The sequence below is a fragment of the Paraburkholderia phytofirmans PsJN genome, from assembly GCF_000020125.1.
Classification (GTDB): Bacteria; Pseudomonadota; Gammaproteobacteria; order Burkholderiales; family Burkholderiaceae; genus Paraburkholderia; species Paraburkholderia phytofirmans.
The window spans coordinates 2,362,095-2,377,788 of sequence record NC_010676.1; the positions used below are offsets into that span (position 1 = coordinate 2,362,095).

Below are 15,694 nucleotides of genomic sequence, written 5' to 3' on the forward strand. Positions count from 1 at the left end.
GCTCGCGCCTCCCTGCTCTTCAAACCAGTTCGATTCTGACCCGGCGATTGCGACGGCCCTTGTTCTCTATCTTCGCGATGCGAATGGGCCGTGACTGCGCGGTATTGGTCAGGTGAGTGCCGCCACAAGCCTGCCGGTCCAGATCGCCGATCTCGACGATGCGCACCGTGCCGTCCGGCGTGGGCGGCGGCGCCACCGAAAGGCTGCGGATCAAGCCTTGGGTCGCTTTCGCTTCGTCGGTGCCGACATAATAGGTGCGCACCTCCATCGCGCTGCGGATCACCTCGTTGACGGGTTCTTCCAGCAGCCGCAGCGCGTCGTTATCCGCTTCGGGCAGATCGAAGTCCATGCGCGCAGTGCCGTCGGCGTTGATCTGCGCGCCGGTCACGAGTGCGCCGGCAAAGCGCTGATACACCAGCGCGTTGAGAATATGCGTCACGGTATGGAGTTGGGCGACTGCGGCGCGCCGCGCCGCGTCGATGGCCACGTGCACGTTGCCGTCAAGTTCGAGCGGTGCGTCGAGCAGATGCCAGAGCACATCGCCTTCCGCCGCGACGCCGGTAATGCGCACCGCGCCCTGCGCGTGCGTCAGCGTGGCGGCGTCCGACACCTGGCCGCCGCCGCCCGGATGCAAGGCGGAACGGCCCAGCACGACCGCGCCGGGCCGCGCGGCGATCACCGCCGTTTCAAAGTCCAGCAGATCCGGCTGCTCATGGCAAAGATAATGCGGCACCTTGGTGTCCTCGCGGGAATTGACGGAATACGCCTAGGATACCCAGTCCCGTGGGAGGCCGTCTTGGTTAAAAATGCCCTCGGGGAGCGAGTCACGGGCGAACTCTTGCTGGTGAATACGGAAAAGCCAGCGCCCGAAGCGGTCAGGCGAAGGCCTATTTCCCGCGAATTCCAGTATCCTGAACATCCCGCTGCACGCACCCAAAAGCCCCGGCTCTTCTCCATGAATCTATCTTTTGAAGTCCTGCAGGTACTCGATGCAATCGATCGAACCGGCACGTTTGCGAGCGCCGCGGAAACGCTTCACAAGGTGCCGTCCTCGCTGAGTTATCTGGTTCAGAAACTCGAACTCGATCTCGGCGTCAAGCTGTTCGACCGTACAGGCCGGCGCGCCACACTAACGCACGCGGGGCGTGTGGTCGTCGAGGAAGGCCGCCGTCTGCTGGAAGCGGCCGAAGCACTCGAATTCAAGGCGAAGCGAATCGAGCACGGCTGGGAGTCCGAACTTCACGTCGCCGTCGACGAGATCATTCCGTTCGACCTGCTCTGGCATCACGTGGGCGAGTTCTACAAGCTGAAACTGGACACCAGACTGCATCTGTCGAAAGAAGTGCTGGGCGGCTCGTGGGACGCGCTGCTCACGCGTCGCGCGGACCTGATCGTCGGCGCGGCCGGCGATCCGCCGCCCATTCCCAATCTGATCGCGAGACCGATCGGCTCGCTGAAGCATGTGTTCGTGGTGGCGCCGGATCATCCGCTCGCGTCGATACCCGGACCGCTCACCATGGACATGGTCGCGCGCCATCGCGCGGTTGCGATCGGCGATACGTCACGCAAACTCGCGCCGCGCACGATCGCGCTCGCCGTCAATCAGGAAGTGCTCACAGTGCCCACGCTCGAAGCCAAGCTCGCCGCGCAGATCAGAGGCCTCGCAGCAGGCACGATTCCGGAATGCCTCGCTGTCGACGCGCTGAGCCAGGGCGAACTGGTGCAAAAAGAAGTGATCGGCATGCGCGACGTCACGCATTTCTATCTGGCATGGCGCGACGACGAAAGCGGCAAGGCGCTGCAATGGTGGGTCGATCAGTTGGACCGGCCGAACCTGATCGACGAAGTGGTGCAACAGCGCACGCTGCAAGGTTGAGGTTCGATGACTAGCAGGCTTCGCTGATCTCGTCCGGCGGCGGGCCGTCGAACGACGCCGCATTCGCTTCCGCATTCGTCTCCATCCGCAGATCGATGCCGGCGGAAATACCGGCCGGCGTACAGGCCTCGTTTACGACGCGCAGTAGTTCTTTAGCCGCCTTGAAGTCGTCCCAATCGCGGCCTTCCGTGAGTCTGGCACAGGCGGACGTAAGCAGTTGCACCGCCTCGGCGCTTCGGCCTTGCGCGTGCCAAAGCCGCGCAAGGCTGGTCGCGGCTCGCAGGTGCAACGTGCAGCAATCCTGTGCCGACGATTCTTCCACTGCCGCGATCAGACCCGCCTGTGCGTGTGTTGCCGCATCGCCGAACGGTGATTGGCCAGAGCCGTACTCCATCAGCAGCAATTCGGCGTGCACGCGTCTGAGTTCGGCGGCATACCACTGATCGCCGGTTTCGTCGCTCCGCGCGAGCGCATCGAGCACGACGGCAACGCCCTCCTCGCGCTGTTCGGCGCGGCCGAGCGCAAGAGCGTATTGCGCGGCGAGCATGGCGCGTGGCGCGGCGTAGTCGAGCGCGTCGAGATCGTCCAGCGCGGCGCGAAAGCTGTGCACACGCTGCGCGCTGGTGTCATCCAGCGAATGCAGGTATTCGTCGAAACAGCGGCAGCACGCATGCGCCACCCTCAGCCCGCCACGCGCCGACACGTCGCGCAATAGCGCGATGGCCCGAGCCGCCCGCTTGCGCTGGCCCGCCAGCAGCGCCAGCGGAATTTCCGCCTCGACCAGCACGTAGCACGTGACGATAGCCTGATCCTGCCGGCACGCTTGCGCAACGCATGCCTCGGCGATGCTCAACGCCTGATCGCGCTCGCCTGCCAGGCCGAGCACGCGAGCGAAGGTCGCACGGCCGACCACGCCCTGGTCGATGGATTGCCCCAGCGGCAGCCGATGTTGCAGGCGGCCGGCGTGCTGCAGAAACCGATCGAGCGAGGCGCGCGCCTGGTGCTGATCGCCCGCGTAATGTGCGGCAATGCCGAGCAGGCGATCAGCGAGAATCCCGTTGGCGGCATCGCCCGTCTCCGCGGCGAGCGACGCGAAGCGCTGCGCGAACGCCAGCGCGTTGCGCGCCTCACCGGACGACTGGCTCGCGTTCCACATGCCCCATAACGCGCGTGCTTCGAACGTCTGATCGCCGAGCGCGATCGCGATCGCGAGCACCTCCGCCCAGACGCCGAGCGCTTCCCGGTTCGGTCCGTTGATGTAGACGAGCGCCGCAGCGAGCGCGGCCAGCAGTTGCATGCGCACGCGCAAATGGCGCGGCGAGCGCGAGCCTTGATATATCGCGTTCATGGCGTCGAGCGCGCGCCGTGCCCAGACGCAGCATTCGTCGACCAGCGAAAGCTCATACAGCAGCGACACGAACTTCACCGCCAGCGTTTCACCGAGCGCGGCGTCGCCTTTGTGCGATAGCGCCCAGCCCAGCGCGGCTCGCAAATCGTCGAGTTGCTCGCGCATGCGGTGATGCCAGCCGTGCCGTTCGGCGCCCGCGGCGTTCGCTTCGCGTGCCGCGTAGGAGGCGTCGCTCGACGGATCGCGTTCGAGCAGATTGGCAAAATAGCGCGCGTGAGTGAGCGTGACAGCACGCCGCTCGCCGTTGTCGTCGAGCTTTTGCATCGCGTAGGCACGCGTGGTTTCCAGCAGCCGATAACTCGCCTTGCCGCGCTCGGCCTGCATCACCACTAGCGATTTTTCGACGAGTCCGGACAGCGCCGCGATCACGTCCGACTCGCGCAAGCCTTCATCGCTCACCAGAGCGATCGCCGAGTCGATCGTGAAACTATTGACGAAAATACCGAGCCGCCGCAGCGTCGTGCGCTCTGCGTCGTCGAGCAACGCGTGGCTCCAGTCGAGCGTCGCCTTCAAGGTCTGGTGGCGCGGCAATGCAGTGCGATTGCCGCCCGTCAGCATGTTGAAACGGTCGTCGAGATGATCCGCGAGCGTCTCGATGCCGAGTATCGCGGCACGCGCCGCCGCCAGTTCGATCGCCAGCGGAATGCCGTCGAGGCGGCGGCATACGGTGCCGGTCAAATGAATGCTTCTGTCGTCGGACGAAAAGCGCGCGTCGATCGCGCGGGCGCGTGACAGGAACAACTGGACGGCACTGCGTTGCAAGACCTGCTCGCTCTCATCGTCGCGAGCGGGCACATCGAGCGACGCCACCCAGTACAAATGTTCGTCCACGACACGCAGAGGCTCGCGGCTGGTCGCGAGAATCCGCGTGGCCGGACTCGCGTTCAGGAGCGCTTCGGCCAGTTCGGCGGCGGGACCGAGTACGTGCTCGCAGTTGTCCAGCACGAACAGCACGCGCCGCTCGCTGAGTTCCTTGCTGATGTGCGCGAGCGTAAGCGGGCCGCTCGCGGCGCTCACGCCGACGCTATGGGCGAACATGGCGAGCACGCTGTTTGCGTCCACGGTGCACGCAAGCGGCACGAGATAGACACCTTCCGGAAAGTGCGCCAATAAGCTGCGTGCGATCTCGATCGCCATGCGGGTCTTGCCGATGCCGCCCGAACCGACGAGCGTGACATGACGCGTCGAAGCGAGCGCTCGCGCAATGTCGCTGACCGCCTGATCGCGGCCGATCAGCGACGAGCTACTAGCGGGCAGATTGTTGGGGATGCCGCGCAGGCACGCGCTGTCTTCGGCGGCATCGGGCGCGCCATCGCGAGCGGGCTTGCCCGTCTGTTCCTCGGGTGCGTCCCGGGACGCCAGACGGTAGCCTCTTCCCGACACGGTCTGTATCAGATTGCGGCTCTCGCCCAGCACCTTGCGCAAGGCGGACATATGCACCTGAAGATTGTTCTCTTCAACGATGGTGTCCGGCCAGACCTGTTCGAGCATGGCGCTCTTCGACACCAGCGCCCCGTTCGCGCCGATCAGCACGGCCAGGATGTCAAATGCACGGCTGCCGATGCGCGCGGGCTGCCCGTCGAGAAACAGTTCCCGGCTGGCGAGGTCCACCTGAAGCGGGCCAATGCGGATCATTGCCTGATTATCCAAGACGCTGCGGGATGAGGAACGACTGAGTACCGACTACTCACCGTTGAGTCCCCGCAGTCTAGATCAATCGCGAATACGCATGCGCGGAAAAAACTGAACCTATCGTTCAAATTTTTTGTAGTGAGCAAGCGGCGATCGACGCAAGATCTCCTGCTCGCCCTGCCGATCTAACATGCGTCGCCCGACACGACCGTGGACGTCATGCACGCAATGACGGAAGCCAGAATCATGGCGTCCGCATTGGCCGGAATCGCGGCGCGTATTCTCGGCTTGTAGATCGCGTCGTCACGGCGAATCGTCGCGCCGCTCAATGCACAGCGTCCCCTGATGCGGGCGCGGCAGCAGATCCACACCTGGTCGACATACTGGCAACGGGTCGCGTCCTGCCAGAGCACGGCAATCGAGGTGTCCGACAGACGCTCAAGTACTTCGATCTGGATATGACGCGACAGCACGTCGGCAGCGGCGACACGTTTCGCCCGTGGCTTCAGATAGGCTTCCCCTTCGTTCTCGCTGCCATAGTCCGCCAATAGCCTGCTGATCACGTGACTCCAAACCGGCGCGCGACCGTCGTCCGGCAGCGCCGATGCGTTGCCGCTAACCTCGCAATACGCTTCACGACAACCGCGCCCCCCATGCTGAGCGGTCTTCGTGCATTGCTTCAAGGGGGTTTCGATCTGCATGATGCTGCTCCCGAAAAGTTTGCGGGTAGTCTTCAAAGAGCACGAACGTCATCTGCCGGGTGCGGCCTCGTAATTGACCGGCACCCAGTCATACGTGCGGCCGTTTTTTCTGATGTGCCCCAGGCCCGGAAAGGCAACGTGCGCCGCGCCGATCAGATAACGTTTGTTGGCCGCGAGTTCGAACGCCTGGCGGCGCGAGTGCTGCGCATCCGCCGCGCTGGTGTCGTATTCGACCGAAGCCGCGGGGTTCTGCAACTGGATGGACGCGACGTGGATAATGTCGCCCCACACCAGCAGATCCTGCGATTCGCTCTCGACCAGATAGCCTGTGTGGCCCGGCGTATGGCCGGGCAATGCGACCGCGCGAATGCCCGCGTCGAGTTCGGCGTCGCCGCTGAACGGCTTGAAGCGTCCGGCCGCGACATAAGGCGCGACAGAGGCGCTTGCCGCATCGAAGAAGGTGCTGAGAAAAGCCGGCGCTTTCGACTTGTTGGCGGGGTTCAGCCAGTAGTCGGCTTCAACCTGACTCACTCGCACAACCGCGTTCGGAAACGCCATGCGACCGTTCGACACGATGCCGCCGACATGGTCCTTATGCAGATGCGTCAACAGCACTTCGTCGATCTGCTCGGGCTGATAGCCGGCCGCGCGCAAATTGTCGGGCAGCTTGCCGCAGCAGTCACCGTACAGCACGCCCGCGCCGGAATCGATCAGGATCAGCTTCGAACCGGTATTGATCAGAAACGCGTTGATGGACCCTTGCACCGGCGCCTGCAGAAAATCGCGTTGGAGATCGCGAGCGATTTCGGCTTTCGGCACGTCCTTCACAACCGTGTCGATTGGAAACGGATGCGTGCCGTCGAGCAATGCGGTCACTTCAAAACCGCCAAGCATGATCCGGTAAAAACCCGGACCCTGCGTCTTCACCTGAGGCGCGGCGGCGAACGCGCAAACGCTCGTCATGCCCGTCATGCTCGCCGCCAGGCTCACTACGAACACGCACCACGCGATTGCATTCATCGTCCATTTGCGCCGTATCCACTTCATGATTCGATCCCTGGTGCTCATCGTGAATATGATGGAAAGCATAGCGGCCAGCCGGCGGGCACACTCGCTAATTTTTATTAATCCTCCTGAGTGGCCACCGTCGCGAGCTGACTCAGATACGCATGAATCTGCGCGACAACCGCTGCGCCGTCGCCCACGGCGGCGGCCACGCGTTTAGCGGATTCGGAGCGCACGTCGCCCACCGCGAACATGCCCGGCACGCTGGTTTCCAGCGGATATCGCGCACTGCCTTCTGAGAACCCATGCTCGCTGCGCGCGAAACCGGTGACGACGAAACCGCGGTTATCCAACTCCACGCCGCTCCTGTCGAGCCAATCCGTCTTCGGGTCCGCGCCGATAAAGAGAAACAGATGACGCGACGCCACCACTTCGTCCTCGCCGTCGTCGTGCCGCACGTGCAGATGCGTGAGTCCGGCCTCGTCGCCTTCCAGCGCGCGCAGTGTGCAACCCGTGCAAAGCGTGACGTTGGGCAGGGAGCCGATCCGGTCGATCAGATACTTCGACATGCTCGCGTTGAGGTCCTTGCCGCGAATCAGCACGCGAATGCTGCGCGCGAAGTTGGCGAGAAACACGACCGCCTGGCCGGCGGAATTGCCGCCGCCCATCAGCACGATGTCCTGATCTTTCACCAGTTTCGCTTCGATCGTCGACGCCCAGTAGTACGTGCCGCGTCCTTCGAAGCGCTCGAAACCCGTCACCGCCGGTTTGCGATACGAGGCGCCGCTCGCCACCACGACCGTGCGCGCGTTGATGCGCTGGCCGTCGAGCAGCGTGAGCAGGAACATGCCTTCGTTGCGGCACACCTCGACGACCTTGCCGGGGATCGCCAGATGCGCGCCGAACTTCAGCGCTTGCTGGAACGCGCGCGCAGCAAGCGCCTGCCCGGAAATGCCGGTGGGAAAGCCGAGATAGTTTTCGATGCGCGAACTCGCGCCGGCCTGGCCGCCCGGCGCTCTCTGATCGAACACCGCAACCGACAGTCCTTCCGTGGCGGCATACACGGACGCTGCGAGTCCCGCCGGCCCCGCGCCGACGATCGCGACGTCGTACACATGCGATTGCTCGAAGGTCGGCACGAGTCCGAGGCACGACGCGAGTTGCACTTCGTCGGGCGCGCGCAGCACGTTTCCGTTCGGACAGAACACCAGCGGAAAATCGCCGGGACCGGTGGTCATGCCGCCCAGCAGCGTGATGGCTTCGGGATCGGTTCGTGCGTCGATCACCATCGCGGGATAGGCGTTGCGGCGCAGGAAGCCTTGCAGCCTGATGAGCCGCTCATCGTTCCCATTGCCGACGATGATCGGCCCCAGCCCCTGCTCGATGAGCCCGAGCCGCCGCAAAATCAGCGCGCGCATGATGTGTTCTCCGAGTTGCGCGTCGGCGACGATCAGCGCCCGCAACCGCTCCGGCTCGATCACGAGCGTCTCGGCGTCGGTCAGCGCCACGCCGTCGATCAGCGCGGGCTTGCCGGAGAGTTGCGCCATCTCCGCCATGAAGTGGCCGTCTTCATGTTCCGTGACGAGCGTGGAGCGCCCGAAGCTGTCGCGCGAATAAATGCGCACGCGGCCGCGCAACAGCACGAACAGACCGAGCGCAATCTTGCCGGTTTCGAAGATCAGTTCGCCGGCCTTGAACGACATGGGCGAGGCAAAGCGCCGAAGGCTTTGAATTTCCGCGGGCGAAAGCCGTGGGAACATCTGATGCTGCCGGTATTCGAGCGACGAATACGGAAACTCGAGTTCGGACGGCGTCGCCGCTTCGACCTGTCGATCAGGCGTGCTCATAAAAATAACCTCCTCTGACACGCCTCGCTGATGACGTGGTGCCGATACGGCGTTACCAGCCGAACTTGAGTTCGGCGCCTACATAGTCGGAATTGCGCGCACCGAGATCGCGCAGCGACGGTCCGACCTGAAAATGCACGGCTTCGAGCGCGGCGGCGAGATTCGCGGTGACCGCATAGTCGGCGCGCAGCTGCGTATAGAAGCCGGTCCAGCGGCTGCCGTGTCCCGCCGTTCCCGGCACGACTGCCGAGCCCTGCTGATATACCGCGTCGGCAGTGGTCTCGCGCCATTGCAGCCCCACGCCCGCGAGCAGCGACAGCTTGCTGTTCGGTTTGACGATCAGCGACGGCTTGACGTGAATCACGTTCGAGTAGCCGGTATAACCGGCGAGCGCGAAGTAGTAGCCGTTCGGAAAGAGCGGATTGAAGGTGCCGATGCGGCCATCTCCCGGATGCGTGTCGCCCGAGGCCGCATCGACCTGCAGGCCGAGACGCGGCGTCCACGGCAGCGAAGCCAGCGTGTAGCCGGCGAGCGTGCCCACCGCCCACGCACCGATCGTCTTGTTGCCGACATGGCCCGACTGATACATCGCCTCCGCGTCCCAGTCGATGTGATTGACCGAGCCGGCGTAACGCGCGTCGAACACGTCGCGATGCTCGTTGCCGGTAGCATCGAGAAAGCGCGCGTTGCTGCGGTTGTAGCGCGAGTAATAGGCGGACAGATCGCCCGGACCGACTGCCTTGCGCTCGACCCGCACGCCGCTGAAGGTCAGGTCGCGATTGGAAACGTCGTCGAAATCCGAGTTGTCGCGGTACTGCACCGGCTGCGTCGCATAAGCGATCCAGCGCCATGGGCCAGTTTCATAGTCGGCCCAGACGGCGTCGAAGGCCTGGCGCACGTTCGGGCCGTCACGTACGGAAATGAACCGCTGCAAGTCGAACGCCATCTCCTGGCGGCCGACGCGAAACTTGAACGTACCCGGTCCGAGCGGTTCGGTGATGGCGACGAACGCCTGCCGCAAGTCGAGCGGATTCTTGTCGACCGGCGAGACGTTGTCCTTGCCGAAAGGCCGGGCGTCCTCGAACTGCGTGAAGATCTGCACGTGCGGGCCGAGACGCACATCCGCGTGAACTTCGAGACGTTGCAGCACGTAGGTGTCGTCGCGGCCCGAACCGAGGCCGAAGAGCGGCGCGTCGTTCATTTCGAGCCGCTCGCGCAGCACCATGCCGAGCGAAATATACGCGTCGGGATTGCCGAACAGCGGAATGTATTTCAGCGAGTCGAAGGGCTTCTTCGGCACGCACGGATTGGCGAGCGCCGACCAGTTTTCCTGCCAGCGGTTAAACATGACAGCCGGACGCGCGCATGAGGTGCTTGCCGCCGTTGCCGCCGTGCTGGGCGTACTGGTCGTGCTGGTATCGTCCGCACCGCCGAGCGCGGTGTCCGCCGCCGACGCCGGCAGCGCGGCCGCCAGCCCCGTGCTGATCAACAGCGCGCGGGCCGCGCGCAGCGCCAGGCGCCGGCGCGAGCGCTCGCGCGACTGCAACGCTTGCAAGGTCTGCGAGGTTCGCAACGTCCGCATGAGGCCTGCTTTACTGGCCATCGTGCACTTCGGCGATATACCCACCCGGGAATTCGAGCACCGCGCTCTTGCCGGCTTCGCTGCTGTACGGCTGCGACACCACCTTCGCGCCGGCCGCTTGCGCGCGCTCAAGCGTCTGCGCCAGATCGTCGACGGCATAGCCGGTCGTTTCACGTCCGAACGGGAACGGCAGCTTGCCGTCCGTGACGAACACCACCATGCGGCCGAAACCCGAATTGATGCGAATCTCGCGAATCGTCTCGCCGGGACGGCCGATCACGCCGGCATCCGCGCGCGGGTTATCCGACACCACCTTGCCATGCGAAAAATGCACCCAGCGGCGCACGAAGTTGTTGGCCTCATAACGCGACACATACACGCGGTTGTCCGGCACGCTGTGCAACGGCGCGTAGTTGGGCGCCTTGGTGTGCCAATAGAGCTGCATCGTCAGGCCGCCCGGCCATTGGATGATCGCGTCCTTGCCGATCGGATCGTCGAAGCTGTCGACCAGCACGTCGGCGCCCGCCGCGCGCGCCGCCTTCACCGCCTGGTCGATGTTGGTGACCAGATAGCCAGTGCGCTCGTTGCCGAACGGATAGGGAATCGGCGTTTCGAAGCCGAACACCGACAGCATGCCGACCGGCGTCTGCACGTATTGCGACGCGGTCTTGCTCGGCGTCGGCGTCACGGTGAACACCGCGCGCGGCGACGCCTTGCCGCCGAACGTGGCGAGAAAGCTGGTGACGAACGCGTCGAGGTCCGCCGAGGCGACGTACACGTGGGTCGTATCGTACTGCGCGCCGACCGAGACGTCGGGCATGCGCGCCGCGAGCGCGCTCTTGCCGCTCGGGACTTCCGGCGGGCCGTTATCGGCGAACGCGGCCGTGACCGGCGCGAGGCCGATCAGCAAAGCTGCGCCGAAAGCCGCAAGGGGACGAAAGCGTTGAAGCGATGTGAACATGTGATTACCCGATGGTGTTAGCAAAATCTGAATGGATGGCCTGCAGGATCAGCCGCCCTTTTTTGTCGCGCTCGGCGTGGCCGGTTTTTGCGCCGAGCTGGCCTGCTGCGGGTCGGCGACCTGAACCGTGGCCGTCTGCGCGAAAAACTGCGCCTTGACGACCGGTATCGCGTGCTCGCCCAGCACCATGCCGAGCAGGCCGGCGAGCGCGATCAGCGGCGGCGCCGGCGACTGCACCTTGAGCAGCCAGTAGAGAAGTCCAACGCCGAAGCCGACTCCCAGTGAAATGATGTAGCCCATGCCGATTTCCTTTCTATGCACACTCGCGGCGAACCGCGTCGTCAATTCGCCCACTCCGAACCCAGCACCAGCCCGCAGAAATTCAGCCGGCGATAGTTCGGATCCCACCTGTCCAGCACGTCGGCATTCACGGTGCCGAACGTCGTCTCGGGACGATGCTCCATGCCGCGCGCGTAGGCTTCGATGATCTTCTTCTTGAAGCCGGCTTCGCGCGGCCAGGCCTGCACGATTTCGTCGCGCTGCTGCGCCGTGAATTCGTCGTAACGCGCACCGCGAATATCCATCTGCACGCCCGCGCTCACCAGCGCGACGAGCGGCGACAGATGCTCCGGAATGCCCGGCGTGCTGTGCAGCGCGATCGCCGCCCAAACTTCGCCGATCGCGCCGGCGGCGGCGCCGTACTGCAGCATGAAGTCGCGCGCCTCGTTCGCGCTATCCACCTCGTAGCGACATGCGGAACGCTGGTGTTGCACACTCAAACCGACGTTGTGAAACAAGGCGCTCACGTACAGCAACTCCGCGTCGAACCTCAGCCTGTCGCGCAACCCGGTCAGCGCGCCGAACAGAAACGCCCTGAGCGCGTGATGAAACATCAGGCTAGACTCCGTCGCCTGGATCTGATCGGTGGCCGCCCGCGCCAACGGACTGTCGGGAATGTCGACTCCCGCAATCGTTTTCTTCATGTCATCTCCTCCCTATCCGACAGCCGCTAGCGGGCGTGCATCGCCGTCCGACCAATCAGTGCAGCGTAGCGAATAAACCTCATAAAGACTTTGGCGAATCCTTAAAAAGACTTAATCGATGCGGTACGGCTCGCACTCCGCTCACAACGCGAGGTCATGGATGCGCCGGACGCCGTCGCGAATCCATTGCAGCAGACCACCCGGGCCGGCGTCGGCATTGTCCGGCGACGCCAGCAGCAGCTTTTCGGTTTCATGGTGTTCGGACAGCAGCCGGCACATTTCGCGCCCCACCTCGGGACGCCGCGCGAGCATCGGCGTCAATGCCGCCTTGTCGAGCTGGAACACGGTGACGCGCGTCATCGCATGGACGATCACGCCGGTTTTCACGCCGGCCAGGATGCCCGACTGGCCGATCGAGTCGCCCGGCGCGAGCCGGCGCAATTCGACTTCGCCGCTGTCCTTCGGCACGCTGACTTTCGCCACGCCGCTCGCCAGAATGTGCAACGCGTGGCCGTTTTCGTCGGCCGCGCTGTAGATCGTTTCGCCGATGTCGAACTCATGGCGCGTCAGTTGCGCGGCCAACTCCGCGATCCCGCTGTCGTCGAGCGTCTGGAAGATCAGCACGCTGCGCAGCAGGCGCTGCTTTTCATCCGTGGCCTCGTTGGCGGGTTCGGACACGGAAAGCGGATGCAGCACCACGCCGCGCGATGACAGATGCCTGTGCGCGAGATCGAACAGTTCGTTGCGCACTTCGATCTTCTCGCCCAGCGAATCGACATAGCAGACGATCTCGTACTCGATCGCGTCGTTGGTGGCCCGCCGCACGCTGACCACCGGCTTCGGCTCGGCAAGCACGTTCTCCGAGCTAGCCGCCGCGTTGGCGAGCGCCTGCAGCACCGTCGCGGGCCGCACCGACGGCTTGACCGGCAGCAGCACGCTGATGCCGTGCGTATGCGAAGGCTGGTTGGCGTTGACGATATTGGTGCGCGCCGCCACGCTGTTGGGAATCACGACGATGTTGCCCTGCCCATTGAGCAGGCTCGTCGCGCGCCAGTTGGTTTCGACCACCTTGCCTTCCACTTCGCCGATCGTCACCCAGTCGCCGATCGAAAACGGTCCCGTGGCGTTGAGCACCACGCCTGAAAACACGTCGTTGAGCGTGCTTTGAATCGCGAGACCGAGCACGACCGCGAGCGCGCCCGAGGTCGCGAGCAGGCCGCGCACCGGCAGTTCCAGCACGAAGGCAATCGCGCCGACCGCAGCCGCCAGAAACACCAGCGCGCCGAACACGTCCTGAAAGAGGCGCTCCTTGTGCCAGCTCTCCGGCAGCACGGTGCGATCCAGCACGATCGTCACGAGCCGCGCGCCTTGCAGCCACCACACCACCTCCAGCAATTGCGCGAGCAGATGACGCACCGGCTCGTCCGGCCAGGGCGCCGCGCGCAGCGGATTCATTCCGTGGCTGAACAGCACGTAAGTGGACAGGCCGAACATCAGCGCGCGCAGAGCAAGACGCCCCTTGTCCGTTTTACGGGTCATGAAGCGCCAGGCGAGGAAATCGAGAACCAGAATGCCCAGCCCATACAACACACCATCGTTCAGGGTCGGCATAAAGGTTCTCGCTGGCCTCGCGGCATGAGACGGTGAATGTCAGAACGCGAAACAGCTACAACCCAGCGCACCCCAGAAGCCGTTCGAGTCGCTGACCGGCACGTTCTTGCGCCATGCCCAGCCGTGCGCGTGAGCATGCACGCCGCACAGATTGACGCAGCCATCGACGCATGCCACCGCGGTCGGTTTGTATCGGCTGTAGCCGCCGAATTCGGCGACGGGCGACCACGACGGACTAACCGGCAGATCGGGTGGCGCGAGCGGCGCGAACTCGTCGTCCGCATAGACGACCTTGCCGCCCACCACCGTCATGTTCGAGGTCAGGAACTTGATGCGGCTTTCGTCGACCGTGAAGAAGTCTTCGCTAAGCACCGCGAAGTCCGCGAACTGGCCGGGCACCAGCGCGCCCTTGCGGTCTTCTTCATTCGAGAACCAGGCGCTGCCCACCGTATAGCGGCGCAACGCCTCCATGCGATCGAGCTTGTTCTCGCTCCCATACATCGACGTACCGCCCACCGTCTTGCCCGACACCATCCAGTACAGCGAGACGAACGGATTGAAACTCGCGACGCGCGTCGCGTCCGTGCCCGCGCCAACCGGCAGGCCCGCGTCGAGCATGTGACGCATCGGCGGCGTGCGCTTGACCGCCTCTTCGCCGTATTGATGGATGAAGTACTCGCCTTGATACGCCATGCGATGCTGAATCGCAATGCCGCCGCCGAGCGCGCGCACACGCTCGATGTTTTTCTGCGTGATGGTCTCGCAGTGGTCGAAAAACCAGCGCAGTCCGTTGAACGGAATTTCGGCGTCGACTCGTTCGAACACATTCAGGAAGCGTTCGATCGATTCGTTATAAGTGGCATGCAGACGGAACGGCCAGCGGTTCGCCACCAGCAGTTTGACGACTGCCTCCAGTTCGTCTTCGAGCGAGTCGGGCAGATCCGGACGCGGTTCGAGAAAGTCTTCGAAGTCCGCAGCGGAAAACACCAGCATTTCGCCGGCGCCGTTCACGCGCAGGAAGTCGTCGCCCTCGCCGGGTTTCGTCATCTTCACCCACTTGGCGAAGTCTTCGATTTCCTTTTTGGCGTTTTGCGTGAACAGGTTGTAGGCGATCCGCACGGTCAGTTCGCTGTGCTTGGCCATGTCCATGATGACGGCGTAGTCGTCGGGATAGGCCTGATAGCCGCCGCCCGCGTCGATGGCGCTCGTCACGCCGAGGCGGTTCAGTTCGCGCATGAAATGGCGCGTGGAATTGCGTTGATCCTCGAGCGCGAGCTTCGGGCCTTTGGCGAGCGTCGCGTATAAAAGTCCGGCGTTCGGCCGCGCGATCAGCATGCCGGTCGGATTGCCGCGCTTGTCGCGCTGAATCTCGCCGCCGGGCGGATTGGGCGTGTCTTTCGTATAGCCGACCGCGCGCAATGCCGCTGCATTCAGCAGCGCGCTGTCGTACAGATGCAGGATGAACACCGGCGTATCCGGCGCAATCGCATTGATTTCTTCGAGCGTCGGTCCACGGCGCTCGGCAAACTGAAATTCGTTCCAGCCGCCCACCACGCGCACCCACTGCGGCGCGGGCGTGCGGGCCACCTGCTTGCGCAACATGTCGAGCGCGTCCGCGAGCGACGGTACGCCGTCCCAGCGCAACTCCATATTGAAGTTCAGGCCGCCGCGAATGATGTGCAGGTGCGAGTCGTTCAGGCCCGGAATGACCGTGCGGCCTTTCAGATCGACGTGGCGGGTGGCGTCGTTGGCGTGCCGCATCACGGCATCGCGCGACCCTGCGGCAACGATACGGCCGTTCGCCACCGCGAGCGCATCGGCGAAGGAGCGCTTGTCGTCCTGCGTGGCGATCTTGCCGTTGAAGAAGACGACCTCGGCCGGCGTCGGCGCGGAAGGTGTGGAAGTCATGGCGATCCTCATGGGAGAGCGCTCCGGTTTGCACGCACGGAGCTATTTCCGGGCAAGCCCGGAAATCGGGAAACAGGGAAGCCTGGAGGCGCGCGGTGGGCGCGCGCCGTCTATCGATCGTTCAAACGGGTGCCGCGGCCGGCGTGAGCCCCGCGAAAATGCCGGACTCCGGTCGCCGAA

At 64.2% G+C, this 15,694-nt stretch carries 12 protein-coding genes; 1 reads left to right on the top strand and 11 read right to left on the bottom strand.

Annotated elements, in window-relative coordinates; genetic code table 11:
* Positions 1-19: 19 nt before the first annotated feature.
* Positions 20-733, bottom strand: coding sequence for an alanyl-tRNA editing protein (locus BPHYT_RS30345; RefSeq protein WP_012427958.1), 714 nt, complete (start codon positions 731-733; stop codon positions 20-22).
* Between the two features lie 222 nt (positions 734-955).
* Between BPHYT_RS30345 and BPHYT_RS30350 the strand changes: the two genes are divergently transcribed.
* Positions 956-1,876, top strand: coding sequence for a LysR family transcriptional regulator (locus tag BPHYT_RS30350; protein WP_041759264.1), 921 nt, complete (start codon positions 956-958; stop codon positions 1,874-1,876).
* 10 nt (positions 1,877-1,886) lie between these two features.
* Here BPHYT_RS30350 and BPHYT_RS30355 read toward each other — a convergent pair whose 3' ends face one another.
* The 10 genes from BPHYT_RS30355 to BPHYT_RS30400 form a co-directional block, all read right to left on the bottom strand.
* Positions 1,887-4,919: an ATP-binding protein gene (locus BPHYT_RS30355; protein ID WP_012427960.1), complete on the bottom strand. Its 3,033-nt coding sequence runs from the start codon at positions 4,917-4,919 to the stop codon at positions 1,887-1,889.
* A 182-nt stretch (positions 4,920-5,101) separates the two neighbouring features.
* The gene (locus BPHYT_RS30360; RefSeq protein WP_012427961.1) at positions 5,102-5,617 is read right to left on the bottom strand and encodes a DUF3331 domain-containing protein; all 516 of its coding nucleotides are present in this window, start codon (positions 5,615-5,617) and stop codon (positions 5,102-5,104) included.
* 48 nt (positions 5,618-5,665) lie between these two features.
* On the bottom strand, positions 5,666-6,664 hold the full coding sequence (locus tag BPHYT_RS30365; protein ID WP_012427962.1) for an MBL fold metallo-hydrolase: 999 nt from the start codon (positions 6,662-6,664) through the stop codon (positions 5,666-5,668).
* A 77-nt stretch (positions 6,665-6,741) separates the two neighbouring features.
* Positions 6,742-8,469, bottom strand: a complete 1,728-nt coding sequence (locus BPHYT_RS30370; protein ID WP_012427963.1) for an FAD-dependent oxidoreductase — start codon at positions 8,467-8,469, stop codon at positions 6,742-6,744.
* 52 nt (positions 8,470-8,521) lie between these two features.
* The gene (locus BPHYT_RS30375) at positions 8,522-10,051 is read right to left on the bottom strand and encodes an alginate export family protein (RefSeq protein WP_012427964.1); all 1,530 of its coding nucleotides are present in this window, start codon (positions 10,049-10,051) and stop codon (positions 8,522-8,524) included.
* Between the two features lie 10 nt (positions 10,052-10,061).
* Positions 10,062-11,012, bottom strand: coding sequence for a VOC family protein (locus BPHYT_RS30380; protein WP_012427965.1), 951 nt, complete (start codon positions 11,010-11,012; stop codon positions 10,062-10,064).
* 48 nt (positions 11,013-11,060) lie between these two features.
* A complete protein-coding gene (locus BPHYT_RS30385; RefSeq protein ID WP_012427966.1) occupies positions 11,061-11,312 on the bottom strand; it encodes a DUF1427 family protein in 252 nt (83 codons plus the stop codon).
* Positions 11,313-11,353: 41 nt separating this feature from the next.
* Positions 11,354-11,995 (bottom strand): HD domain-containing protein, encoded by a 642-nt coding sequence (locus tag BPHYT_RS30390; protein WP_012427967.1) that lies wholly within the window; start codon positions 11,993-11,995, stop codon positions 11,354-11,356.
* Between the two features lie 141 nt (positions 11,996-12,136).
* Positions 12,137-13,606, bottom strand: a complete 1,470-nt coding sequence (locus tag BPHYT_RS30395; RefSeq protein ID WP_012427968.1) for a mechanosensitive ion channel domain-containing protein — start codon at positions 13,604-13,606, stop codon at positions 12,137-12,139.
* A 39-nt stretch (positions 13,607-13,645) separates the two neighbouring features.
* A complete protein-coding gene (locus tag BPHYT_RS30400; protein WP_041759267.1) occupies positions 13,646-15,514 on the bottom strand; it encodes an amidohydrolase in 1,869 nt (622 codons plus the stop codon).
* Between the last annotated feature and the right edge of the window lie 180 nt (positions 15,515-15,694).